Origin of the sequence: Bacillus sp. JJ1562 (assembly GCF_036962705.1) — a bacterium.
In the GTDB taxonomy this organism is placed as follows: Bacteria; Bacillota; Bacilli; order Bacillales; family Bacillaceae_L; genus Ferdinandcohnia.
Map to the genome: position 1 here is coordinate 147,786 of NZ_JBALOQ010000013.1, position 25,964 is coordinate 173,749.

24 protein-coding genes and 1 other annotated feature are annotated in these 25,964 nt (G+C 38.1%); all 24 genes read right to left on the reverse strand.

Annotated features, from left to right (window positions below; all coding sequences use genetic code 11):
- Positions 1-194: 194 nt before the first annotated feature.
- The 24 genes from V7097_RS08295 to V7097_RS08410 all read right to left on the reverse strand — a co-directional run bounded on the left by V7097_RS08295 (position 195) and on the right by V7097_RS08410 (position 25,963).
- The gene (locus tag V7097_RS08295; RefSeq protein WP_335703132.1) at positions 195-1,148 is read right to left on the reverse strand and encodes a YhcN/YlaJ family sporulation lipoprotein; all 954 of its coding nucleotides are present in this window, start codon (positions 1,146-1,148) and stop codon (positions 195-197) included.
- Positions 1,149-1,342: 194 nt separating this feature from the next.
- Complete coding sequence (gene safA, locus V7097_RS08300) at positions 1,343-2,869, reverse strand: SafA/ExsA family spore coat assembly protein (RefSeq protein WP_335703133.1); 1,527 nt, start codon at positions 2,867-2,869, stop codon at positions 1,343-1,345.
- A gap of 160 nt (positions 2,870-3,029) precedes the next feature.
- Entirely contained in the window at positions 3,030-3,884 is an 855-nt protein-coding gene (pheA, locus tag V7097_RS08305) for a prephenate dehydratase (protein ID WP_335703134.1), read from the reverse strand.
- Positions 3,885-3,895: 11 nt separating this feature from the next.
- Positions 3,896-4,336, reverse strand: a complete 441-nt coding sequence (locus tag V7097_RS08310) for an ACT domain-containing protein (RefSeq protein ID WP_116351623.1) — start codon at positions 4,334-4,336, stop codon at positions 3,896-3,898.
- Between the two features lie 28 nt (positions 4,337-4,364).
- Positions 4,365-5,651, reverse strand: a complete 1,287-nt coding sequence (gene obgE, locus V7097_RS08315) for a GTPase ObgE (protein WP_335703135.1) — start codon at positions 5,649-5,651, stop codon at positions 4,365-4,367.
- A gap of 34 nt (positions 5,652-5,685) precedes the next feature.
- Entirely contained in the window at positions 5,686-6,225 is a 540-nt protein-coding gene (locus V7097_RS08320; RefSeq protein ID WP_335703136.1) for a sporulation initiation phosphotransferase B, read from the reverse strand.
- A gap of 130 nt (positions 6,226-6,355) precedes the next feature.
- Complete coding sequence (gene rpmA / locus V7097_RS08325) at positions 6,356-6,649, reverse strand: 50S ribosomal protein L27 (RefSeq protein WP_010678277.1); 294 nt, start codon at positions 6,647-6,649, stop codon at positions 6,356-6,358.
- A 28-nt stretch (positions 6,650-6,677) separates the two neighbouring features.
- Complete coding sequence (locus V7097_RS08330; protein ID WP_335703137.1) at positions 6,678-7,004, reverse strand: ribosomal-processing cysteine protease Prp; 327 nt, start codon at positions 7,002-7,004, stop codon at positions 6,678-6,680.
- An 11-nt stretch (positions 7,005-7,015) separates the two neighbouring features.
- The gene (gene rplU / locus V7097_RS08335; protein WP_335703138.1) at positions 7,016-7,324 is read right to left on the reverse strand and encodes a 50S ribosomal protein L21; all 309 of its coding nucleotides are present in this window, start codon (positions 7,322-7,324) and stop codon (positions 7,016-7,018) included.
- A gap of 17 nt (positions 7,325-7,341) precedes the next feature.
- Positions 7,342-7,421 (reverse strand) — a sequence feature (ribosomal protein L21 leader region).
- Positions 7,422-7,494: 73 nt separating this feature from the next.
- On the reverse strand, positions 7,495-8,964 hold the full coding sequence (locus V7097_RS08340; protein WP_335703139.1) for an Rne/Rng family ribonuclease: 1,470 nt from the start codon (positions 8,962-8,964) through the stop codon (positions 7,495-7,497).
- Positions 8,965-9,024: 60 nt separating this feature from the next.
- A complete protein-coding gene (locus V7097_RS08345; protein ID WP_335703140.1) occupies positions 9,025-9,891 on the reverse strand; it encodes a M50 family metallopeptidase in 867 nt (288 codons plus the stop codon).
- Positions 9,884-10,663, reverse strand: a complete 780-nt coding sequence (locus V7097_RS08350; protein ID WP_335703141.1) for a M23 family metallopeptidase — start codon at positions 10,661-10,663, stop codon at positions 9,884-9,886. The genes V7097_RS08345 and V7097_RS08350 overlap by 8 nt, the downstream gene beginning before the upstream one ends.
- 208 nt (positions 10,664-10,871) lie before the next feature.
- Positions 10,872-15,266 carry a S8 family serine peptidase gene (locus V7097_RS08355; RefSeq protein ID WP_335703142.1) on the reverse strand — a complete coding sequence of 1,465 codons (4,395 nt, stop codon included), beginning with the start codon at positions 15,264-15,266 and terminating at the stop codon, positions 10,872-10,874.
- 650 nt (positions 15,267-15,916) lie between these two features.
- A complete protein-coding gene (gene minD, locus V7097_RS08360; protein WP_335703143.1) occupies positions 15,917-16,717 on the reverse strand; it encodes a septum site-determining protein MinD in 801 nt (266 codons plus the stop codon).
- A gap of 2 nt (positions 16,718-16,719) precedes the next feature.
- Positions 16,720-17,412 (reverse strand): septum site-determining protein MinC, encoded by a 693-nt coding sequence (gene minC / locus V7097_RS08365; RefSeq protein ID WP_438824216.1) that lies wholly within the window; start codon positions 17,410-17,412, stop codon positions 16,720-16,722.
- Between the two features lie 75 nt (positions 17,413-17,487).
- The gene (gene mreD / locus V7097_RS08370) at positions 17,488-17,997 is read right to left on the reverse strand and encodes a rod shape-determining protein MreD (RefSeq protein WP_335703144.1); all 510 of its coding nucleotides are present in this window, start codon (positions 17,995-17,997) and stop codon (positions 17,488-17,490) included.
- Entirely contained in the window at positions 17,994-18,857 is an 864-nt protein-coding gene (mreC, locus tag V7097_RS08375; protein ID WP_335703145.1) for a rod shape-determining protein MreC, read from the reverse strand. The genes mreD and mreC overlap by 4 nt, the downstream gene beginning before the upstream one ends.
- A gap of 80 nt (positions 18,858-18,937) precedes the next feature.
- Positions 18,938-19,954: a rod shape-determining protein gene (locus tag V7097_RS08380; protein WP_335703146.1), complete on the reverse strand. Its 1,017-nt coding sequence runs from the start codon at positions 19,952-19,954 to the stop codon at positions 18,938-18,940.
- A 95-nt stretch (positions 19,955-20,049) separates the two neighbouring features.
- The gene (gene radC / locus V7097_RS08385; protein WP_438824217.1) at positions 20,050-20,721 is read right to left on the reverse strand and encodes a RadC family protein; all 672 of its coding nucleotides are present in this window, start codon (positions 20,719-20,721) and stop codon (positions 20,050-20,052) included.
- A gap of 153 nt (positions 20,722-20,874) precedes the next feature.
- On the reverse strand, positions 20,875-21,441 hold the full coding sequence (locus tag V7097_RS08390; protein WP_335703148.1) for a Maf family protein: 567 nt from the start codon (positions 21,439-21,441) through the stop codon (positions 20,875-20,877).
- Between the two features lie 216 nt (positions 21,442-21,657).
- The gene (locus V7097_RS08395; protein WP_335703149.1) at positions 21,658-22,743 is read right to left on the reverse strand and encodes a hypothetical protein; all 1,086 of its coding nucleotides are present in this window, start codon (positions 22,741-22,743) and stop codon (positions 21,658-21,660) included.
- A gap of 180 nt (positions 22,744-22,923) precedes the next feature.
- Complete coding sequence (locus tag V7097_RS08400) at positions 22,924-23,736, reverse strand: PRC-barrel domain-containing protein (RefSeq protein WP_335703150.1); 813 nt, start codon at positions 23,734-23,736, stop codon at positions 22,924-22,926.
- A gap of 77 nt (positions 23,737-23,813) precedes the next feature.
- On the reverse strand, positions 23,814-25,148 hold the full coding sequence (locus V7097_RS08405; protein WP_335703151.1) for a hypothetical protein: 1,335 nt from the start codon (positions 25,146-25,148) through the stop codon (positions 23,814-23,816).
- Between the two features lie 26 nt (positions 25,149-25,174).
- Positions 25,175-25,963 (reverse strand): hypothetical protein, encoded by a 789-nt coding sequence (locus tag V7097_RS08410; protein WP_335703152.1) that lies wholly within the window; start codon positions 25,961-25,963, stop codon positions 25,175-25,177.
- Between the last annotated feature and the right edge of the window lies 1 nt (position 25,964).

Consider the following 25,964-nt stretch of genomic DNA (forward strand, 5'->3'; position numbering starts at 1 on the left):
GCTCGAAAAATTCCCTTTAAAAAATCGTGGCATCCGCCGGAGGCTTTAACTTTATTCAACGAATAAAGTTAAAATTTAGAATTGCAATGACCGCCCTACACCTATTAGTGTGACCAAAATTAACAAGTTTATCCTTTTGTTTCACACTTTCTTTTTCATTAGAAAAGGATGCCCCATAAGGACATCCCATTTACTTAACCTCTATTTTCATTTCTAAATGGTGCTTTAATCGTATTGCCCATGTTGTTAAAAAGGTCTTTTATGTCAGCATCGATTGTTTCGCGTCGGTTTCCATTGCGAATATCATTGTCGATGTCACGAACACGGGTAAAAGTACCTTCATCAGTAACAACATTTACATTTCGATTACCAGCTAGTGGTGCAACTGCTTTTTCAACTGCATTTTGAACGTTATTACGGTTGTTATTGTCATTTGTATCAACAGCAACCAAGACATTATCGTTTGTCACTATGACACGAGCATCTTCGACATTTTTAACCGTTGCGGCACGTTCGGCAATTTTACGAACTAAATTGCCATTATCTTTATAATATCCATATGTGTGCACCTTATGGTTATTGTCGTTAAGATGGCTGCTATAGTTACGGTCGGTATAACCATGTGTATTATACCCAACTGTGTTTGGGTTACCATCATTAAAAGGGTTTATTGTACGACCATCGCGATTATTCATTATGCCATTTCGACGTTGGCCATCGCGATAGTTCATAATTCCAGGACGATTATATCTTGTTCTATCGTTGTCAAAAACACCGGTGTTGTAATCTCTGTCATACCGATTGTTCATGATACCGGTTCTGTTATTTCTGTCATTCCGATTATTCATGATACCGGTTCTGTTATTTCTGTCATTCCTATTGTTCATAACGCCGGTTCGACCGTTCCTGTTAAAATTGTTCCCAGTACGATCCATAATCTCTGTTAATGGACCATCGTTGTCGCGAAGACGGTATCCATTTCCGTTACGGTCATACCGGTCACGATCATTTTCGTTTGAGTAATATCCAATTGGTCTGGCATTATCATTATAATACGTATTGGGACCTGCCCCTTCATTCGTATTACATGCCGTTAAACCACCTAGCAATAATGCTGCAGTTGAAACTGAATAGAGTATTTTCCTCAATACAATAACCCCCCTTTGACCTTTTGAACATTTAATATATGTTCTTCTTTAGGTTGGCTAATCAAAGGGGGATTATTTCTGTTAGTTATTTGCAAGTTATTAAAATTTTGGACAAACATTATTTTTTTGTAGAACACAAACTAAATAAAAGGACGAATTTCTTATTCGCCCTTGGAAATTTATTTTAACTTTTTTTAATCGTCTAGGTCATCATCGAAATCAGGCATGTTAAACATTGGGTTAAACGCCATTTGTTGATTTGGATTCATACCAAATCCTGGATCGCTACCTTGGAATTGCCCTGGAAATCCTGGTTGCCCAATCGGAAAACCTTGTTGTGGAAATTGTCCTTGAAATCCTGGTTGCCCCATTGGAAAGCCTTGTTGTGGAAATTGTCCTTGAAATCCTGGCTGCCCCATCGGAAAGCCTTGTTGTGGAAATTGTCCTTGAAATCCTGGTTGCCCCATTGGGAAGCCTTGTTGTGGAAATTGCCCTATAAATGGCTGCTTCGGTCCACCACATCCACAATCTCTTTGATTATAGAATTGCGTTGGCATCATTTGTGAACCCATTGGGCCTCCAAAACCAGGACCGAACGGCATTGGTCCTGGTCCTACGCCAGGGAAACCACCATGAAATCCAGAACCTGGCATTACCGGGGAAACTGGTACACACGGACCCATCGGAAACGGCGCTTGCATTGGTGCCATTTGTGGCATTGGTGGCATTGGTGGCATTTCAGGAAACTCTTCCATTTCTTCTTCCACACCCGCAACCAGTTGAGGCATTTGTGTCTGCATAATGTTGAAATTGTTAATATCAATTTCAAATGGATGTGGCTGCGGCATTTGAATTGGTGCCATCTGTACAGGTGCTGGTGGGAGAGGCACCATTTTTTCTTTAACTTCTTCTTTTACACCTTCTGTTCGTGGGAATCCACCCATTTGGTTAAATGGACCCTGTGGCGGAAAACCTCCCTGAAACCCTGGAACAAAATTAAAGCCATAACCTGGCATTACCGGAGTTATTGGCACGCAATTATTGAACATTGCAGGCTGCTGAAACGGCATTAGTGGCATCTGTTGTGCATGTGGCATATATGGCATTTCTCCTTCATACTCCTCCTCTGGTTCAAACTCCTCTTCTTCCGGTGCCATCATCCCTGGTAAAACATTCTGTGGTGCTGTTGGGATTTGTGGCATACCCACACCCATCACATTAAAATTATTGATATCAATTTCTAGTGGTTGAAATTGCGGCATCTGTGGTGGCGCTGCTGGCATCTGTGGTGGCGCTGCTGGCATCTGCGGCATTACAGGCATCTGTGGCGGCGCTACTGGCATCTGTGGCATTACAGGCATCTGTGGCATTTGAGGAATAAATGGTCCGGTTTCTACTCCCTTTACTTCCTCTTCAACCTCTGGTACCTCTTCCGCAAATTGCGGAAATGGCTGTGGAGCAATATTTGCTAACGGATGCTGAATTTGCTCCTCCTTTTTAGGTGCTAGGTAATGAATTTGTGCTTCTTTTTTAGCTCCACCAATTTGTGCTTCTTTTTTTACATGAACAGTCCCAGTTGGTACTTTAATTTTCATACCAGGCATAATCATATCCGGGTTGCTTAACTGAGTATTGACATCTTTTAGTTCTTGAAAGTCGACTCCGTATTTTTTTGCAATTTTCCATAAGGTGTCGCCTTTTTGAACGATATGGATCTTCACGCGATTTTCCCCTCCTATACATAAGTCAATACATACTATGACAAAATAGGCAAATTGCCACTATTTCTCATCACAACTTATGCGTAGGCTTCACAAATTATGTGCAGCAATGATACTTGCAAGGGATGAAAAAAATAAAGACTCAACCATAGGTCAAGTCTTACATTCGATAATATGGATAGCTTCCTAACACAGTAACCCCACTTCCTAGTGCCTCTAATTCAGCAATGCTACTTGGGATTAGAATTTCATCCATTTTTTGTTCAATATCAATTAAAAAGAAGTAATTACCAAGACCGGTTTTCATAGGTCTTGATTCGATTCTTGATAAATTTAATTTTCGCCATGCAAATACTGATAATACCTGATGTAATGCTCCGGCTTGGTCTGACGGCAATGTAACCATTAAAGTTGTTTTATTACCTGTACTGTCTTTCGTGATATCTAAATCCAGCATCTCTTTATGAAGGACAACAAATCGAGTATGATTGTTATCAAAATCGTGGATATCATTTCTAACAACCGTTAAACCATATTCCTCTGCAGCAAATGAGTTTGCAATCGCTGCTAGCTTTTGATGAGGATGCTCACTAACAAATTTAGCTGCAGCACCAGTTGAACTAGCTTCAATCGGCTGTATATTCGGATAGCTATTGTATAAAAATTTATGACACTGTGCAATCGCATGGGGATGTGAATAAATTCCTTCGACTCTTTCCCAATCGTTTGTATTCTCCGGGTGCACCATTAAATGTTGTTTAATCGGAATAATCACTTCACCGACAATTTTCAATTGCTTTTCATGAATTAGATAGTCAATCGTTAAATTTACAGTTCCTTCAATTGTATTTTCAATTGGTACAACAGCTACATCGACTTCCCCGTTTTCCACTGCATCAATACATGCAGGAATTGTACGATATGGTTTGTTTTCCATACTAGGAAAAATTGCCGCTACTGCTTGAGCTGTGAATGTTGCGTTTGGTCCTAAAAATCCTACGTTTTTAATATTCATCTGCTTCTCCCCTAAGCTCCTGTTCCAAGTATTTCAACTTTATCTACGAATTCGAGTTTTCGAAGTTTAGCAAGGAGGTCAGTTACTTCACCATGCATGCCTGATGTATTTAATGAGAGTGTTACGTTCGCTTTTCCCCTAAGTGGAATTGTTTGGTGGATTGTTAACACATTACAACCGGTGTCTGCAACAGTTCTTAATAATTGTGAAAGTGTACCAGATCGGTCCTCCAGATGAAAAAACAATGAAATAATTTTTTCTTTAACCGTTGTGTGAAAAGGAAAGACAGTGTCTTTGTATTTGTAATAAGCACTTCTGCTCAAGTCTACTTTTTGTGTAGCTTCTGCAATTGACTGTGCTTGCCCACTGTCTAATAATTCCTTGGCGTCTAAGGTTTTACGGACCGCTTCTGGAAGTACATCCTCACGAACAAGATAGAATTTGCCATCCATGAAAGCTACTCCCCCCACATACTTCTCTTTATTCTATAAATTCAAATTCATATTCGAGTAATTTTACGATGTCCCCGTGTTTTGCACCTTTTTCACGAAGGGCGTCATCGATTCCCATTCCCCTTAGCTGGCGGGCAAATCGTTTTACAGACTCATCCCTTGAAAAGTCCGTCATTTTAAAGAGTTTTTCAACTCGTTCCCCAGAAATTACAAATGAGCCATCACTTTCACGTGAAATCACAAAATCCACTTCTTCTTTTTCGTGACGGTACATTACGCGATGAGTACTTGTATCTTCCTCCACCTCAAGTGGAAATTCTGGAGTTGTTTCAAGTAAGTCGGCAATGGTAAATAACAAGTCACGAAGGCCTTGTCTCGTTATTGCCGAAATCGGAAAAATTTTCACATCATCCTGAAGCTTCTCTTTAAATACTTTTAAATTTTCTTCTGCCTCAGGAATATCCATTTTATTGGCAACAATAATTTGCGGACGTTCAGTTAAGCGAAGATTGTACTCTTTTAATTCCTGATTTATCGTGCAATAATCTTCGTAAGGATCGCGCCCTTCCATTGCAGACATATCAATGACATGAACAATGACTCTTGTTCTTTCAATATGCCGTAAAAATTGATGTCCGAGGCCAACACCTTGGTGTGCTCCTTCAATTAGACCTGGAAGATCGGCCATCACAAAGCTGCGTCCATCTTCAGTTTCCACAACTCCAAGGTTTGGTACAATCGTAGTAAAATGATATTCTGCAATCTTTGGTTTTGCGGCTGAAACAACGGATAAAAGGGTTGATTTTCCTACGCTTGGAAATCCAACTAGACCAACGTCAGCTAATACTTTTAATTCAAGTCTTACATAACGCTCCAGTCCAGGCTCACCATTTTCAGCGATTTCCGGAGCAGGATTGGCAGGTGTCGCAAATCGGGAGTTCCCTCTTCCTCCACGGCCACCTTTAGCAATGACTGCTCTTTGACCATGCTGTGTTAAATCCGCAATGACCACACCTGTATCATCATCTGTTACGACGGTTCCAGGTGGAACCTTTACAATCATCGGCTCCGCATTTTTACCATGCTGATTTTTAGACATTCCGTGTTCTCCACGCTTTGCCTTGAAATGACGTTGATAACGGAAATCCATCAGGGTTCTTAGTCCTTCTTCTACCTCAAATATGACGTCAGCACCTTTCCCGCCATCTCCACCTGCTGGTCCGCCCATTGGAACATACTTTTCACGACGGTATGCAACCATTCCGTTACCACCGTCACCACCTTTTACATACACTTTGACTTGATCAACAAACATGTCTTACCTCCGGTTATCTATGCACTTAAAACGTTCATGCAATATGTAATGTTATACTTACTTCTTCACTATGTACTTTGTATTCTGTTAGTTTCGGGAATTGTTCTGTTTGGCTCATCGTAGTTAGCCAATTTGTTAGGTTTTCCCTATTTTTTAGTATTCCACTAAAATCAAAAAAGAAACGAGTTTCCTCTGTTGAACAGTCTATCGTGAGAGATAAATGATTTTCTCCCAAATCATCTACTGCTTCTTCAAGTATGGCAAAAAATTGCGTGGTCCATTCTGTTAAATTCATATCTTGGTTAGATAAGTTTCGAATATCACCGACAAGATCATAGTCTAATTGAAATTTATGTGAATCCCAATTAAAAGTCATGATAAGTGCAGCAAAGGTTGGAATTTGTAAATTTGTGAAATGTGTTTCATTTTGAGCGTCTATTACAATTTCTTCGATAATGGTCTTAACCCGATCTAGCTTATTTAATGTGATATTACCTTTGATTAATTGTATTTTATTTAGCCAATCATGACGTGTATGTTTTAATACATCAATCGTACTCCAATTTTTATTCATGTCATTTCCCCTAAAATTCAAATCTTGTCTAAAAATTATATCAAACCTTGAAAAATAACACTACATTCTAAACGTACGATTTTTGATAAAAAATAAAACTCTAACCATGTGGTTAGAGTTTCATGTACGATTACGCTTCTTGCGCAGCTGGATATACACTTACTTGTTTGCGGTCACGGCCTAAACGCTCAAATTTAACGACTCCGTCAACTTTTGCGAATAGAGTGTCGTCACCACCACGGCCAACGTTTACTCCTGGATAGATTTTAGTACCGCGTTGACGGTATAAAATGGATCCACCAGTAACGAATTGACCATCAGCACGTTTTGCACCAAGACGTTTCGCGATTGAATCACGACCGTTCTTTGTACTACCTACCCCTTTTTTAGAAGCGAAGAATTGAAGGTCTAATCTTACGAACATTGTTGTCCACCTCCTATATTTGAATGTTTTATGATTGAATTTTCATATATTGTCCATAATCAAGTTCAATCGTTTGTAAGGATACAAGCATTCCTTCTAGAAGAAGCTGTACCTTTTCCTCATTTGCCTCATCCTCAAGAGGAGGAATTTGACAGCGGAGGAAACCATTTTTCTCTTGCTCCAATATCGGCTCTACTTTACATAAAGCATATATGGAATTAATGGTACCAAAAGCAACAGCTGAGGCACCTGCACAAACGATATCCTTACCAGGAACATCATACTCGGCATGTCCACTCATTGTGAATGAATCGATTCTACCAAAACTATTACGGTTAATAGTTACTTTTATCATGATAGTAAGCCTTATGCGTTGATTTTTTCGATTGTAACTTTAGTGTAAGGTTGACGGTGACCTTGCTTTTTACGGTAGTTCTTTTTAGCCTTGTATTTGAAAACAGTGATCTTCTTAGCGCGACCTTGTTTTTCAATTTTAGCTGTAACAGTTGCACCTTCGACAGTTGGGCTACCAACTTTTACGTTTTCGCCACCTACGAATAAAACCTTGTCAAATGTAACTGTTCCACCTTGTTCTACGTCAAGCTTTTCAACATAGATTTCTTGGCCTTCTTGAACTTTGATTTGCTTACCGCCAGTTTCAATAATTGCGTACATACTTGCACCTCCTAATAATTTGGACTAAGACTCGCCAATACACAGGCGCTCCATTAATGGAAACTTAAAGACCTGGAATGTGCGGTTGTAGCAGTGGGTGCTACAAACAATAACATGAAAATATTATCACAAAGACAATGCGGAGTCAACATGAATTATGAATGGTCAAACTAGGAAAGATTATTTAGTCTTGCTTTAATTTCATCGTCACTACCCATTTGTCTAATAGTATAATTATGTCGTAGTGAAGTTAATTTGGTTATGTAGATTTTAAAGGACAAGACATCTTCTAATCTTTTCTTGTGCTCGTTATGATCTCCCTGAAAAACATGTGCCACTTCTTCAGTTGCTTCTATCCAGACAGCCTCATGGTCCTTCCCTTGATGCTCCCAAAGCTCACGTTCAAGCTTAAAGACAACAGTTTCTGCAGAATCAATCCGACCAGTACCTGAACAGGTTGGACAGTTCGTCTGCAAAATAGCGGACAAATTTTTTCTTGTTTTTTTACGAGTAATTTCTAAAATACCAAGTGAAGTAAAACCATGAATTGTCACCCGATTTCTATCTTCCTTAGCTACAGATCGCAAAGCTTGAATTACTTTTTGTTGTTCATCATTTAGCTTCATATCGATAAAATCAATCAAGATAATGCCACTAATATCACGCATCATTAACTGATAAGCAATTTCCTTTGCCGCAGTTATATTTGTTTTAAACACAGTATCTCGTAAATTATCTTTTCCTTGAAATTTACCAGTATTTACGTCAATAATCGTTAAAGCTTCCGTTTGTTCAATTAACAAATAGGCACCGTTGTTAAGCCACACAACAGATTTGAGACCTCGTTCAATTTCCTTCTCAATCCCATAAAAAGAAAAAATATCTTCTTTCCCTCGATAAAAGGAGACCTTTTCTTCACCTAATTGTTCCTTTAACTGTCGAAAACCTTCTACATCATCAATCACAATTTCTTTAATATTTTCAAGCCGATGTTCAAGTAGAATTTTATCCACTAGATTATTTGCATCAAATAACAGGCTAGGTGGCTTGAGCTTTTTGTATTGGTCTTGTAATGATTTATATCTTCTTCGTCCAAATTCAAGCTCCTTCAAAATTTTTGCTTCTTCTTGATGTTCACAAGCGGTTCGAATAATTAGTCCCTCTTGATTTTGAAGATATGTTTGTCCAAACTTTCGCCATCTATCCCTTTCTTCTTCCTCTTTCATTTTCCTAGATACCGCCACATAATTTCCAAAGGGCAAATAGACAAGGGAAGCACCAGGAAATTCAATTATGCCAGTTAATTTAGGGCCTTTTCGCTCTGCCCCCTCTTTCGTGACCTGGACAATGATTTCCTCACCTTGTCTAACAAATTGAGATATGCTTTTTTCTTTTTCATTAGGGGATGATTGATGATAAGCCGCAAGCTGTTCTCGTCCGATATAACCGTTCCTGCCTAAGCCAATATCGACAAAAGCTGCCTGCATACCTGGAAGGACATCAATCACACGTCCCTTATATATATTTCCGACGATTTCTTTATGCTTTGGTTGTTGGATATTTAATTCAAGAATCTTATTTCCCTCTACCACTGCTACACGCTTTTCACTAGTTTTTACATTTATTATAATTGTTTTCAAACTCATAATCCTCGCTTTTACGTTACGCTTTCTTTTTTTAATGTAACCTATCTGGCAACGTCAATACAAGTAGAGAAGCTCGCCAACCGGTTGCGTAATCTTTTTATCATTAAAATAGGCGTATAAAAGCTCGTTTTCATCAAGAGGCTGCTGGTTTTCTCCATCCTTTTGAATCACAATTGGATGCTTACATCCCCGTTGAAACATCGATAGAACGGTATAAACCATCACTGCTTCATCTACTACCAATGGCTTTAGTTTCGTAAAGGTATCTTGCTTTCCATAGTAGCGCTCTAGCAAGAACCTCATAAACACGAAATGACGCTTCCTCCATTCCATAATAATCGAGAATATTAGGAAGGTGAGGATGACCCAGAGATTAAGATTATTAGGACTATAGATTAACATTCCAATTAAAATGATCACCGCGACTAAGCTTGATACCAAAAGCATTCGTTTATGCGCTTCAAAAAAGGAATGCCTATAAGAGAAAAACAAATATAGAAGTTTCCCTCCATCTAACGGCCATATCGGTAGAAGATTAAAGAAAAAGATGACTGCATTATGATAAAGAAATAGATCGAAGGTTTTTTCAGATATGACAGAACCAACTGTTAAAAAATACGCAACTGCCACCATCCAAATATGCTGAAAAGGTCCTGCTAAAATAACAAAGAGCTCCTCCTTCAAAGGACGATTTCCGTGTTCATCCATCTCAGCCACACCACCAAATGGAAGGAGCTGAATTTTTTTTATTCTCCATGAAAAAAAATGGGCACATGCAGCATGTCCCATTTCATGGACCAGTATGATAAAAAATAGCATCAATAGCTCTCTAAAGTGTGCAGTAACGACTGCCACTCCAACAATGAGCCAAAGTAATGGATGTATTTCAATTTTTCTGAGGAGTTTTAAGTATTTATTCAAATTTTATCACCTGTATCGGATCAATAAATGTTTCACCTTGCTTTATTGCAAAATAATATGTTCCTTTGTTTTCGCCTTCTGGATCTTGTACTTTACCAACCTCTTGGCCTGTTTCTACGTAATCATAGAGCTTTACATCAACCGACCCTAGATTTCCATACCAAGTTTCAGAGCCATCACTATGCTGAATAACAACTGTTTTGCCGAGATCGCCTTTAACCGCTACTTCGGTAACATTTCCTGCATTCATTGCTTCTACAACCTTGCTATCTGTTTCAACCATAATTCCTTGGCCATTCGCTTCAAAGGTTTCTGTCACTTTACCAGCTGCAGGAAGTGCATATTTACCAGGAGTCCGGGTATCGCTCTTTTCTTTATTTTGATTAATTGGAATTAAGGCAAGTGGACTGCCAAACGTATCTTTATACCATTCTGTAACGGCCGCAAATTGAAATTCAGTTTCCATCGTACTTGATACAAAATGCCGGACATTCTCAAATGTCGGAGACTGATTTTTAAATACAATGCCTATCGATAATACAAGAATTGCAGAGAGTAATATTTTAAAAAGAAAAACTTCCTTTCGAAACAGGGGATGCCCACCTTCTCCTGGACCACCACCATCGATAGATGTGTATGTACTGCCCCCGTATCGTTCCTCATCACTTGCTAAAAAGGAAGGAGCTGCTTTTCGGGAGTTTGCTGGGGTGGGGTATCTCTCACGCTTTCGCTTTTCAATCCGCCTTCTAATTTCTTTGGCTCGATTACTCATATTTTCACATCATTCCTTGTCCATATTATTTGTACAAGTTTATGACTGAAGGACTTTACTTATGACTGTATGAAGCTTTTTATCTATTAATTTTGAGTATTGTTAACCCTAAACGGTAAACCTGAAATTGGGGGTTTTCTGCTGAATAAGTTATCAATAAAAAGAAGGATGAGGTTTCCCACATCCTTCTTTCTACTACATTTTTTTATTAATTCTTTCCAGGCTTATCAGGCTTTCCTGGTTTCTCAGGTTTCCCTGGTTTGCCAGGTTTACCTTTTCCTGGTTTTCCATCATCTTCTTGCACATTGATTATAAGCTTACCAGGTGCTATTTGTCGTGCTTCGTTACCAAACTCATCTCTTACAATTACCTCAATTTCAGCACCATTTGCAACTACACTAGAAACGGCTGTCCAGTATCCTTCATAGACGCCTGGAGAGACCTCTTGTAATGGAAGTTCATTTACATTGCTAAGCCCCGCATTAGTTAACGGTATACGAATAGAGTAAGAAGCATTCAATCCTGGCTCACTTGTAAATTCAATTTTCACACTTTCACCTGATTTCAAATGCACATCCTCTGTAGGTTTTAGATTAGATACCGTTATTTCACCAAATTTAGCAAAAACAGTAACTTGGTCTCTAGTTGAATTGCCAGCTTTATCATTCGCTACGACTTCAATGGTATTTTCACCATTTTCAACTAGAACACGCTTTGTAAAGGATCCATCTTTAATAGTAGCACTTTCGCCATTTACTGTTACGGAATCAATATTCTCATCTTGAACAGTACCCGTTACAGTTATTGCCTCTTGATTTGTCTTTACACCATTTTCTGGACTAGTAATAGCTAGTTCAGGAGATGTTTGATCTAGTACAATAACAACAGCTTCCGACTCGTCTGTAATACCTGTAGCAGTTGATGCCTTAGCAGTTAATGTATTTTCACCAACTTGTAATTCAACAGCTACAGAATACGTACCTTCAGCAGTAGTATCAGTTGTTGCTATTTCTTCACCATTATTAAATACATGAACAGTTGTCGTTGGAGCAGCCTTACCTGCAACTGTAACAGTAGATTCATTTGTAAATGAACCTGTTACTGGAGAAGTAATAGTAGGTGCTGTTACTTCATGATTAACAGTAGCACGAATCATATAGTTACCTTCGGCTTCTGGAGCTAATGACCATGCCCCACCTACAAATTGCCAGCTACGTCCTGAATATTGACCATCTTCATCTGTTGCAAGTCCAGGTGCATTAGGGTTCGGTTTTGTTTGGATATAAACCATATAGAAGTCTCCTTCTACAATGATACCTTCACCTGATAGGTCAACATTTGTCCATGCGCCAGTTCGAAGTGCAGTTGCATCAATTGGTCCAGCAAGTTTTTTACCAGGAGCACCATCTGTTCCAGTTGCATCCCACACTTCTACCTTGAATTCAGTGCCACCTGGACTTGGCCATGATGTATCCCAGAAACGGAACAGTCCTCCTGTTACAAGAGCTTTATTTTGACCTTCAGCCAATGACATTTTTACAGCCCAGCCATTACCAGCATCATAAAATGCACGAGCATTCTCTGCAGTACCATCATCGTAGCCGATTTCACCAGGATATCCGATGAACGGTCTTAACTCTACGTTTTGTTCTAAAGCTCCATCTCCTTCAAGGACTACTTCAAATGATTCACTGTAATAAGAAGGTGCCATTACTCGAACAGTATAAGTACCCTCATAAGCTGTAAGTGAATATTGACCATTTTCATCAGTCTCAACAGGAGTTATATTTGCATCTTCAACAAGTAACAAGGTTGCACCTGAAACTGGTTGACCTGTTGCTGCATTTGTAATAGTACCAGATACAGTTCCTTGAGCTTTTTCCTCTAGCACAAAATTGGCTACTGCCTCACCATCTGCCTCAACTGTCACAGTTTGTTGTGATGAATGATATCCATAGCTTTCCGCAACTACTGTAAAGTCTCCTGTTCCATGAATTAATTCATATGCTCCAGTTGCAGGGTTAGTTGTAACAGATCTACCTGATTCAACAATACTTACCTGAGCATTCAATGGTAATGCCTGTGGGTTAACTTTATCAACATTGACTTCCTTCATGTTAATGTGAGAACCTTCAGGCTTAATTTTTGCTGGGTCCACTTTTTCCCCTTCTTTAAGATCAACTAAAGCTTCACCTTTAGTTGGCACTTCTCCTGATTGATCTGTACTTCCTACTGTAAGTGGCTCATTGGATAGACGCACATCATCAATGTACCATCCATCACGAACTACACTTCCATCTGTTGTAACGTTAAATCCAATATAAATTCTTTGGCCTGCATACGTAGATAAATCAACTTCTGCAGACTGCCAGCCTGAAGATATATCTGTAATACGACGTAGCTGTGTCCAGTTTTCCATATCTGTTGAAACGAATACATGACCGAAATCCCAGTTACGTTCAAGATTGTACCAGTTCATGTATTGTAAATATGCAGGACCTTCAGCCGGTATATCTATTGGAGGCATTACTAGAGTCATATTAGCTCGACTAGCATATGTTCCTGATAGATTTGTAGCATAAACTTTCTCGCCTGAAAAAGCACCATTTGGACCACTTGTTGGAACACCCCATTGCCAAGAATTTTCAGCACCATAGGAGAACCAACCTACAGGAGTAGATTCAAAGTCTTGGAAATATCCTACTGAAATTCCTGGTTGAACAGAAACTTCATAAACATCTGTTGTTACATCATTTTGGCCAAAATCAACAACCTGCCAACGATAAGAAACAGAAGGCACTGAAATTTCTTCCCCTGGAATAACTGCCTCGTAAGTTCCTTCTTTGTAAGTACCGGATGTTTGAGTAGCTGCTACATTCACCCATTCACCAGCTTGATTTTCGTATTGAAGAACAACAGAAGTGATGCTTACATTGTCTTGGACAGAAATAGAAAGTGGTAAATCCATACCTGCATATGTTTCGCTCGGCGCTGTATGCTCATAAGTTGGTGCTGCTTCATCCGCACCGTCTTTTGCAACCTGACCCTTAATTTTCCCTAGCCCAGAAGCAACGGAGGATACAGCTAGATAAGCGTTAGCCAATCCATATCCGTAACCAAAGTTTGGAGAGCTTGAGAAAGTACTATCAGTTAAAGGTGTTGCAGTTGTTGTGATAATTTCTTCGATTTGATCAACTGTTAATGATGCATTTGCTTGTTTTAATAAGGCTACTACGGCAGAAATATGAGGTCCAGCCATTGATGTTCCGTTCCATCCACCCTCATAACTACTCCCAGGTACTGAAGATCGAATGTTCACTCCCGGTGCTGAAATATCAGGTTTCATATCTCCTGGATATGGTGATGGACCTTGTAACGAGAAGCTAGCTAAACGATTATTGATATCTGTAGCTCCTGTGGCAAATGATTCTGGGTAGTTTGCAGGATTTGCAATCGATCCTGGTCCACCCGGATTCGATAATGTTGTATTACCTGCAGAGAATTCCGGGAAAATTTCCGCTTCTTTCCAGTTTTGAACCATTGGACGATACCATTCATCTAATCCTCGTCCTCCACTCCATGAGTTGTTCACAACATCTGGAGCCATATCTGGATTTCCACCTGGAGCAATAATCCACTCTCCAGCTTCAATTAGGTCAAAATCTGTTCCGCCTGCAGATGTAAAGGCCTTTACAGCAATCCACTTCGCACCTGGAGCAACCCCAATTTGATTCGCACCATTCGGCTCAGCTCCAACCATTGTTCCTGTAACGTGAGTTCCATGCCCGATATCATCATATGGAGCAGACCGGCCAGCCGAAGTTGAATCAAACCAGCTATATTGATGATTCGGATTGTTTGGATTGGCAGGATCATAGCCACGGTATTTTTCCATTAGTGCCGGATGGTTCCATTGAACACCAGTATCAATACTAGCTACAACTGTACCTGATCCATCAATTCCCATTTCCCAAACTTGCGGAGCACCTACACGATCAATATTCCATTCAATGTTTTGAGGGCTTGCTTTTGATTCAACTGCAACCGATGTCTCCACTTTAGCTGGAGCATGTAATTGACGTGTTTCATTTGGTAACACCTTTTCAACCTCAGGGAATGAAGCGATTTTTTCCATAACTTCCTTAGTAGCAGTTAGTCCCATTCCGTTTACAATGAAGAAGGATTTAATATCCTTTGCATTACCAGCAGCCTCTTCCTTTTCAAGGTACGCCTTTACATTACCTTGTGTTTCTATTGCAGTTGTTCGAAGTTCCGAAACGATAGCATTTCTCTTTATGGATTTCGTTTGAGCTACAGTAGCTTTTTGTAAACTTGCCTTTTTAGTTGCTTCATTTGCTACTTCTTTTGAATCCACCTGTTCCTTGAATTTAACAAGGAATGTAACCATATTGTCGTTAGCAAACTGGTCTTTTAAGCTTTCCGAAATTTTACTTGAGGCTACTTCATTTTTACTTCCTAGATAGGATATTGAAGGATCTTTTGATTGTGCAAATGCCTGTGACGCTACACTTGGTACAAGTAGAAGTGCACACATTAACACACTTGCAACCTTCGTTAACCTACGTTTCCCGTTCCTCCTCATCAGGCTTCCCCCTTTTAAAATTTTTAGTGAATAAGTAAGTTACCTCCTTCTCTCGAATTCCTATACTCCAAATGCTTCGGGTAGTTCCCCCCATTTTTTCTCTAGATAGAAATCGCGGATTTTCCAGTAGAAACCGCATTATGTAGAAGTACAGGTACACATTAACTGTAGCCTTTTCAAAGAGGAAAAAGTGTCGAATAATGAGATAATATTTTGAATATTGAGAATTTGGTAATTTTTACTTATTTTACCATAGATAATTTAGGAGTTTAGAACGAAGAAATATATATTCGTTAGAAAGGTATTTTTATGGGGGTTTTCAAATAAAATGGGGATATTACTATATCTTTACAAATGTAATACTTGTAACACACACGCTAGGAAGAATGGCATATTTGTTACAAGTTCATTATTTATTATTAAAAAATGATTATTTTTTCCTTACTGTATTTTTAAGAATCCTAGGAACGGGCTCAAGTTGGTAATTTATTCCTCCTAGTTTTGTTTCCATACTAGGTAATGCCCCCTAGTCAACAAGCATTTTGAGAGGAAAATCAGGACCTAATTCTTATGAATAATGTTAGTTTTTCTAAAATCTCTTATTATAATTTTCTATCAAAGATAAAAAACCACCTTATCACAAAGGTGGTTTAACGGACACCAAAGAATTTCTTAATCTTTGAGAACATACCCAATTGGTCATTTTCAAGAGACTGGAGTGGTATTGATTCTCCTAAAATTCTTCGTGCTATATTTCGATAGGCGATTGCTGTCTTACTGCTAGTATTTAATGCGATTGGTTCACCGCTATTTGAAGCTTTGATGACCTCATCATCATCTGAAACAATTCCAATTAGATCAATTGAAAGATGTGTAACAATTTCATCGAGATCAAGCATTTCGCCTGTCTTCATCATATGATTTCGAATACGATTTACGATAAGGCGTGGTGGCTCAATTTCCTCTTTTTCTAGTAACCCAATAATACGGTCAGCATCCCGAACTGCTGAAATTTCAGGTGTTGTTACAACAATTGCCTTGTCTGCTCCAGCAACAGCATTTTGAAAGCCTTGTTCAATACCAGCAGGACAGTCGATAATAATATAATCAAAATCTTGTTTTAACTCTTCGACCAATTTCTTCATTTGGCTAGGTTCTACTGCTGTTTTATCACTTGTTTGGGCAGCTGGCAGTAAATATAGATGGTCATCGAATCTTTTATCCTTTACTAAAGCTTGTTTAAGCTTACAACGACCTTGAACAACGTCAACTAAATCATATATGATGCGGTTCTCTAAACCCATGACAACATCTAGATTTCGCAGGCCAATATCTGTATCTATTAAACACACCCGTTTCCCTAGCACAGCCAAGGAAGTGCCTACATTAGCAGACGTAGTCGTCTTACCGACTCCACCTTTTCCTGATGTTATAACTATAGCCTCTCCCACAGCTAGATTCCCCCTTCTAACCTTGTTAAATTAGGTCTTAAATGAGTTAACTGTTGCAATCTATCTACTACAATTGTCTCATTATCGTCCACATATGCACATTCCATTATATTCGTATCTGTTTGAACAGAGTCTGGTGCTCGATTCATTATATCACCAATTCGTAGCTGTGTTGGTTTCATAACTGACGCTGCAATGACTGCATCTTTTCTACCAAAGAAACCAGCATGTGCAATTCCGCGTAATGAACCTAAGATAAAAATATTACCGCCTGCGATAACAGTTGCTCCAGGATTTACATCGCCGACAAGCATAAGGTCTCCATCTACTTTAAGTACTTGTCCAGAACGAATTACCTTTGCAACTGAAACGATCTCATGCTTTTTTTTCATCTCTTCAGCTTCTTGTTTTGTTATGACATTACTATCGATAACATCCACAACTAAATGTTTTTTATTTCGAATGATAGACCGTATTTCTTCTTCTTGATCTTGTGTTAAAAAACGATTGCCAATTCTTACTTTAACAGGAACAAACGGAACATCATCATTCGTTTTGCGATTCAAGGAAAGCTTAATCTCAAGGTCTGAGATCAGTTCTTTAAATGAACAAGAATCATCGAGATGCAACGTTAGTCCGTCTTTTGTCCCTTTTATAGTAACATACTGCTGTTTTTGTCCTTTCACGACGTTCACCTCAACGATAATATACTTCAACAAAAGACTCCCATTTTCCTGTTAAATCTCAAAGTTTTTTTTGAAAGAATCAAATCACTCTTCTATATGTAGCTTTCCTAGTAATTTCTTAAATGGATAAGCAATTACTAGTATAAATATACTATTTAATAGGATAGTCGGCAAAATACGGATTTGTAAAAATTGTTCAACTGATAGGGAAGCTGTGCCGATTGCCTTGTTTATACCGTATACACAAAATTCCAAAGCTACTATCCCAATCAGACTTAAAAAGGAGATGACTAAAATATTAGTTTGTAGAATCCTACTTGCCCAGGAAATAAGATAGGCCATAAGTGTGTATAGAAACAAATAAACTCCAAGTATTTCAGTATAAACAATATCGTAAAGAAGACCAAAAATGACCCCATAAATAAGCCCCATTGGTTTATTTAAATAGACTGTAATAAAAGCAATCAAGACAAATAAAAACCGAGGTACATAGACATTTTCCTTATGAAAGATGTCTGCTGGGACTAAATCTACAAAGCTGCTCTCGAATAAAAAAACGAAAGACAAAATAAAGGGAAGAACGAAACGCCTCACGATTCTTCCTCCTCTTCATTTGGAACAATCATCGTTCTTTCAACAATAATAACATGATCAATTTCATAAAAGTCAGCGGCCGGCTTAATATATGCTGTCTTTGTTAATCCATAATCATCAGGAACTACGTCCATGACCTCACCAATATACAGCTCACTAGGGAAGATTCCACCGAGGCCCGAGGTAAGTACCTTTTGATCCTTTTCAATCTTTTCGTCTGGCGTATTGATTTTAAATAGAAGAGCTTCTTTTTCTTCGTCATACCCCTCGATTAACCCCATAATCTTTGTTTCCCCTTGAATATAAGCGGAGATGCGATTGATACGATTTGGAGAGCTCAATAATTGGATGGTCGATGTAAATTTATTTGCGTGTTTTACTTTACCAACTAGACCTTTTGAGGTGATAACAGCCATGTCAACTTTTACTCCATGCCGCGTGCCTCTATTAACCGTAATAATTTCATGCCACTGTTCAGGATTCCGACCTATTACAGTAGCCTGTATTTTATTAAAGTGATCAAGTGAATCCGTTTTTTCCAGAACATCACGTAATTTTAGATTATCTTTCTCTAATTCCTGTACTTTTGCTTCTAATTTACCGTAGGAATCAAGTTTTTCTTTTAAGAGTTTATTCTCTTCAAATGTATGTTGAATATGATTGACATTATCAAAAAATCCAGCAATGGCTTGAGAGGGTTGATGAAATATACTTTGAACCCAACCAACTGAATCCTTTAAAAACTGTTCTGGCCAAGTTAATTTGTCACGCTCTTTTAATGAAAATCCAATCAATGCCACTAGAACGATGATACAAACAAGTAAAATAATTAATCGCTTATTGAGAAAAAATTGTGGCATGTGTTACACCCTCTTACTAAACTTTAGATTTCAACACATATAGTGGGGAAAATACTCCCCACTATATTAGGTTCATTATCTTAAATCCTTGATTTCCCTTTAAATAAATGAATATGATCAAGCGCCTTACCAGTACCAATTGCTACACAATCTAATGGATTTTCAGCAATGAGAACTGGCATACTTGTTTCCTCACTGATAACCTTATCCAAATTGCGTAACAGGGCTCCCCCACCCGCTAAAACAATTCCACGATCCATAATATCTGCTGCTAACTCAGGTGGCGTCTTTTCAAGTGTATTTTTAACCGCATCGACAATCGCATACACAGTGTCATGAAGGGCATTAGCAATTTCTTCGGCCGTGATTTCAATTGTTTTTGGTAGTCCTGTTAATAAATCTCTTCCGCGAATTTCCATGTTTTCAACACCCTCGGGAGCACCGGCTGAGCCTATCTCAACCTTTATTGCTTCAGCTGTGCGATCCCCAATCATGAGGTTATAGGTTTTACGAATATATTGAATTATTGCATCGTCCATTTCATCACCAGCTATACGAATTGACTGGCTCGTAACAATTCCACCTAAAGAGATAATCGCAACTTCTGTCGTTCCTCCACCGATATCGACAATCATGCTACCTGTAGGTTCCCATACTGGAAGATTTGCTCCAATGGCAGCTGCAAAAGGCTCTTCGATAGGGTATGCATCTCTTGCACCAGCCTGCCTGGTTGCATCAATCACCGCACGTTGTTCAACCGCTGTAATACCCGATGGTACACAAACCATAATATATGGCTTTCTTGAGAAAAAGTTTTTCGTTTTAACTGCTGAATTAATGTAATATTTCATCATTGTTGCTGTTGTTTCGTAGTCAGCAATAACACCATCCTTCATCGGACGAAGTGCAACAACATTGCCTGGTGTACGTCCAATCATGTTTTTAGCGTCATTCCCTACAGCTACAATCTGCTTTGTGTCTGTTTGCATTGCGACGACAGATGGCTCTCTTACTGCAATGCCTTTTCCTTTAATAAAAACAAGTGTATTTGCCGTTCCTAAATCTATACCAAGGTCTCTTGTACCTATTCCAAACATAATATGTATCTTCCTTTCTGATACGCGAATAAAATGGGTTAACATGCGAAAAACTCATAACCATAATTATATCGTACAAAATTAAAAATTAATAGTCACACATAGCCTTTTTCTTTGAGACTGACATATTTGTGTTCACCAATGATTAAATGGTCCAATAGCTCAATGCCGATTATCCTACCACACTCAACAAGCCTCTTCGTGACTTCTATGTCTTCCCGACTCGGTGCCGGGTCTCCGGAAGGATGATTATGAATACAAATGATGGATGCTGCAGATCTTCGAAAGGCCTCCTTATATACTTCTCTCGGATGCACAATCGAAGCATTAAGACTTCCGATAAAAATTGTTTGTCGATGAATCACCTGATTTTTCGTATTCAGGTAAAGACAAACAAAATGTTCTTGTGTTAAAAAACGCATATCCTCCATCACATACTTAGCTCCATCCTCTGGGGACCTAATGACATACCGATCTTCATATTGAAGTTTGCCAATTCTGCGGCCAAGCTCAATCGCCGCCATTATTAGTACGGCTTTTGCCGTTCCGATGCCTTTAATGGAGGTTATTTCTTCGACAGATGCGTCCTTTAATAAACGAAGACCTTCAAAATGATGTAGTAAGCGGTTTGAAAGTTGAATGACCGATTCTTCCTTTGATCCTGTTCGTAAAAGAATGGCTAAAAGTTCTTGGTTTGAAAGACTGTCGGCACCGTCAGAAACCAACCGTTCCCGCGGCCTTTCCTCTTGAGGATAATCTCGAATCATGAGTGCTGAAGATTTCAAAAAAGGTTCCTCCTATCCATTGTCCTAGATACTTGGATCCCACTTTCGTATTAAAGTTTTAGACTCCTATGGAATCTAGCCTGCTTTTTTAGCATATTGAAATAGTCGCATTCTTTCTTCGTAAATTGATAATCATTAGCTGTAAAACCCTAGGTCTCTTAGCTCACGAAGGGTTCGTGATACAGGCAATCCCACTACAGAAAAATAGTCGCCTTTAATCTGTTTAACAAGTGCAGATCCAAGTCCTTGAATTCCATATGAACCTGCTTTATCCGTTGGTTCGCCTGAAGCAACATATGCTTGAATTTCCTCATCTGTTAGATCCCAGAACGTCACTTCTGTTCTTTCAAAGAACAATTTTTGCGTGTCCTTAAAAAGAATCGCAACTCCTGTTACGACTTCATGTGTTTGATTTGATAAATTTTTTAATACTTGTATTGATTCCTGTTCAGTTTTAGGTTTACCTAAAAATTGGTTTTGAAACACAACAGCTGTATCTGCTGCAAGGATATAGGAATCTGGGAATTGTTTTTCAATTGCCTTTGCTTTTTTTAAGGCAATTGTCATGACTTTTTCTTCAGGAGTGAGAGTTTCGTCAATGGATTCATCAATATTACTGACGGAAACATCGAAGGAAAGTTTCACATTTCTAAGAAGTTCTTTTCGTCGTGGAGAACCTGAGGCTAAAACGAGGTGTTGCATGTTAAATTCACCCTTTTTCATTTTTTTCAGATTGGAAGATACCTGTTTATCGTAACAAACAAATCATCACTCTACAATTATGTAAAATGTAATTTTCTAGATGATTTATTGTTTGAGAAAATTGATCCCTTTATGTAAAAGCCAAGAAAATCAGGCAATAAAAAAGGAAAGGAGTAGATATCCCCTTTCCATTTTCACTAAAAAATTGAATTTTGTCTAGCTTAATTCCGAAATCCAAACAGTATAGGCTTGATAAGCATTTAATAATGATTGCTGTGATTGCCATAAAGCTTTTTGGTCGCCGCCATTCTTGTATTCCTCTAGTTGTGTAAAAGCAGACTGGATGTTTGTATGGAATTCCTTAAGCTGTGCATGTAGGCTGTCCGTCTTGATATCTTTTACCGTTGCTATTTGTTTCGATAGATTCTCCCATTGTCCATTATCGATTTCCCCTGTTCCGAAAGCCTGGGAAGAAAGTGCTGCTAATTCCTTAAATACTGGCAGGTCTACTTTGATTGCCTCTGAATCAGCTTTTCCTGCATTTGTATAGGAGCCACCAGGAATTTCGTATGTTTTTGTAAAAAATTCCGGAAAGGCTTCTTTGTATTTCGACTTAATCTCACTTACTACTCCTTGTTCAGCTCCTATTCCGGCAATTACAAAGAAAGCACCATCCATGTTAACAGTAGTCGCCGCAAAGCCCTTTCCTTTTATTTCACTTACAGTTGTATTTGCAGATTCAGCAGTTGAAAATTTTCCTCCCTGGACTACCCCTGTGGTTAAGTTTTCTAAATCAATCGCAGTCTGGCCACTCACTGGCGCATCATCCTGTTTCCCAACAGGAGGTGGGCTATCATCAGCAACCTGTACTGGAGGTGCCTCGTTTTCCACAGGTCCAGCATTTACATCCTCAACTACTTTTAAAATCATGATCCCAAATCCACTTCCAAGGACAATTGCTAAAACAATAGAAATAGCCAATTGCTTAATAGTGAATAGTGTAAATCCTTTTTTCTTTTTCGGTAAATACGGAATGCTACTAGTGCCTTTTGAATGTCGTAAATCTTCAATCGGGATCACCGGAATCTCTTTTTCCTTATGGGAATGATTTTTCAAGCTTTCATCTGGTAGAACCCAGCTAAACTTGTCCTCTTCTTCCTCTTGTGCCGCGGCAACCTCTTCATTCTCTACAAAAATATGAGGTTTTTCCGTTTCGACAAAATCAGTTGTTTCTTTCTTTTCTTTTTTAACCTTTGAATCCTTACCATTAATTTTAATCGAAATCCGATTGTGCTTGTCCATATTTTCACCACCTATTAAGGGAAACGCTCTACTTTTTGTCAATCCTACCATACATAAAAAAAAAAAGAACAAGACATTTGTCGTCTTGTTACTAGAGGTTTTCGTCAAATTCTTACAAGTAAAAACATTTGGTGGTTTTTTGGGACAGCTATAAACGTAAAAAACCCACTAAATGTGGGTCTATTCTTCAACATTCATTGACAATTCAACAAACACGCTTGGACCTTGATCTTGAGCCTTAATAATATCATCAACTGATAGATGAGTTCCTGATGGAATTAAAACATTTCCTTCATTGTCCAGAATATCTTTTTTGACAATTTTACCGTAAAGAAGATCAACTTGTTTTAAGCGCAGTGCCTTTGACTCAGATTCTTCGTGCTGATCAATTGAAGCATTAATTTCATCAAACGGACTTTGTGCTTCTGTTGCTGCAGGTAGTAGTTCTTCTATATCTACATCTTTCTGATTTTCAGTAGATTCTAGTTGTGGATTTTCTAAAGATTCGACTGAATCAAAGAATTTAGAAGAAGCATCCTCTTCAACAATGATAATGTCTCTACCATATGTAAGAACAGAATCTGATGCTAAGACAACTTCATTGCCGGAAACTTTTAATAATGTTCCTAAAAGATTTCCGGTTTCATCATCAACATAATATTCAAGGACTTCTCCTAATAACTGACCTTTTCGAGTCATTACTTTTGTATTTGTAATTTTAATTTTTTTATTTACAAGTGAATTCGCAATTGGAATTTCATTAAGATCAATGACTGAGCTTTCACTTTCAATTGTAACTGCGTACTCCCCGATTCCGATTACTCTTTTGAATGGGATGGCTTTTACACTTACCTGCCAATCTTCGTGTTCAATTGTAAGGAAATCGACTGAACCTTTTTCAGGGTTAATAACTAAAGATTTTACTTTTCCTATTTCTATTCCATCTATAATACTAATGATTGGTAACCCAACTATTTCAACACTTTTTTTCATAAATCATTCACCACACCTATTTATTTTTAAACATCGGCTTTTTCCATTCATTTTACCATGCTTTTCGCTATTTTTCGTCATATATTGCAATATTCTTTTAACAAAAAGTTAATTTCCTGTAAAATAACAGGGTATTTTTCAAATCTGCCCTTATTTTGAGAAATTAATGAGTAAAGTTCATCGTATTGCTTCGTTTTTATATAATGATCAATTAATAAACTGACAAAGGTATAATAATCGTGATCGTTAAATTCCGGATGAAGGTGATCCACTATCAAATTTTCGTATTGAGTATTTGATAATTTATTCCGAGTAAGTTTTATTTGAGAGATCATAGTTGTAAAAAGTTGATGGCTTAGTTCATTATGATTTTCTTGTTGTTCCTGAATATGGTTTTCTCTATCAATAACATCCACAAATTCGGAACTAGAATGGTCAATCTCTGTTTCGTTGTTTTGCTGAGATTCTAGTTCGACTACTTCAAGGTCTTCTATCTCTTCTATTTCGTTGATTCCTTCAATTTGATTATGTAGTTGTTCCTTAATTTCAGGTTCATTTTCTATAATAATGTCATCCTCTTCCGCTGAATAAACCTCGATCTCTTCTATTTCATGATTAATTGTCTCAAAATTTAAGATTTCCTCTATTTCACTTTCTTCATTTGGTGGTTCGTCACTGCTCACTTGTAAACTATCAAATTGAATTTCTTCAAGTGCTGGTGGGATGCTATGTAAAACCTCATCTTCACTTTCAGCTAATTCAATCGGTTGTATTTCTTCCGTTTCTTCTGATGCTTCAACTATTTCAATGTTATCTTGGATTTCATTATTGCTATCATTTAATTCCATTTCGATTTCTTTAAGCAAGTCATCAAAATCAGTATTTGGATTCTCATCATTTGTAACAATCTCATATGTATTTTCAGGTTCTTCATTTTCTACATACACATTTTCCAACTCGAAGTCATCTTCGTTTTGATTATCCATTGTTTCAATTTCCTCTTCAATTTCATCTTCCACTTCTTGCGTTTGAGGAGAGGATAATTCTTGCTCTGAAACTAGATCCTCGTCTTTTTCATGCTTTTTTTGACTACGAATTTCTTCTTCAAGGTCATCTTCAATTTCAAATTTGATCACTTTATCTTCAATACCTGATGTATTTTCGGTACGAAGAAAGAGCTGTGTTCCAAATCTTTTACTTATTAAATATGAAAACCCTATAGCTAGCAGTATTAACACTAAGCCTATTTGCCATACGCCCATCACAGTTCGCGCAGCAATTCCAATGATAAATACGATAAATGCACAAAAAAGAATAAGTAATTTTCCCTTCCTAGTAAACCCAAGTGGTAAAAAATAAATAATAGGTAGAACAAGTAAAAGAGATATTAATGCAATTACAAGAGATTCCAAGCTGTTATCACCTCTTTCTATTGAAATTACTGATCTTTCTCGTCTTTTATTTCCAAACCTGGAGCTAATGGATTCTTCTTATTGCTAGGAGGTGGAACGGTTAGTTTTGGCGCCTCATCAGCAAGCTCCGTATACTTAGGCATATAAAATGTTGAAATAGTTACATCATAAACGAGTTGTTCAGCTACTTGATCCACTGACACAAGCTCTGGAGTACCTGTAAAACTCAATGAATTAACCCTAGTTATTCTCGTTTGATGTTCAAGAGCTGATAAGAACTTCTCCAATTCAACATAACTTGGTGATTGGACTTGTAAGGTAACGGTTATTTGGTTGAGCCCATTTATTAGTTCTGGATCAACTACCTCCTCTTCCTCAGTCTGTTGATCTGTTCCGTTATCATTGTTTCCTTGATTGTTTTCCGTCGCATTGTCAGGATTCGTTGCCTCTTGAAGTTCATCGGGTTGTATTTCATCAATTATAGTAAATTCACTCTCACTATAGGACATATTGATAACTCGGCTTTCTGATAAAGTTTCAGCACGACCGACATCCAAAACGATTTGCTCCACTAAAGGAATAACCGGTATTCTCTTTTGAATTTCTGTTGAGCTAATAACCGGCCCTTCATTCGTACGTTGATCAGAAATGACCTCTAATAGTCTTTGTTCTGTTTTGACACTGTTCTCTAATTGGGCTATTTTCAGCTTTACGGGTTTTACTAGAAGGAAATATGTCAAATAAAAAACACCGAATAAAAAGACCATCGCTAGTACCAAATAAATTATTTGTTTACGTGAAAAATGGAGAGTCATA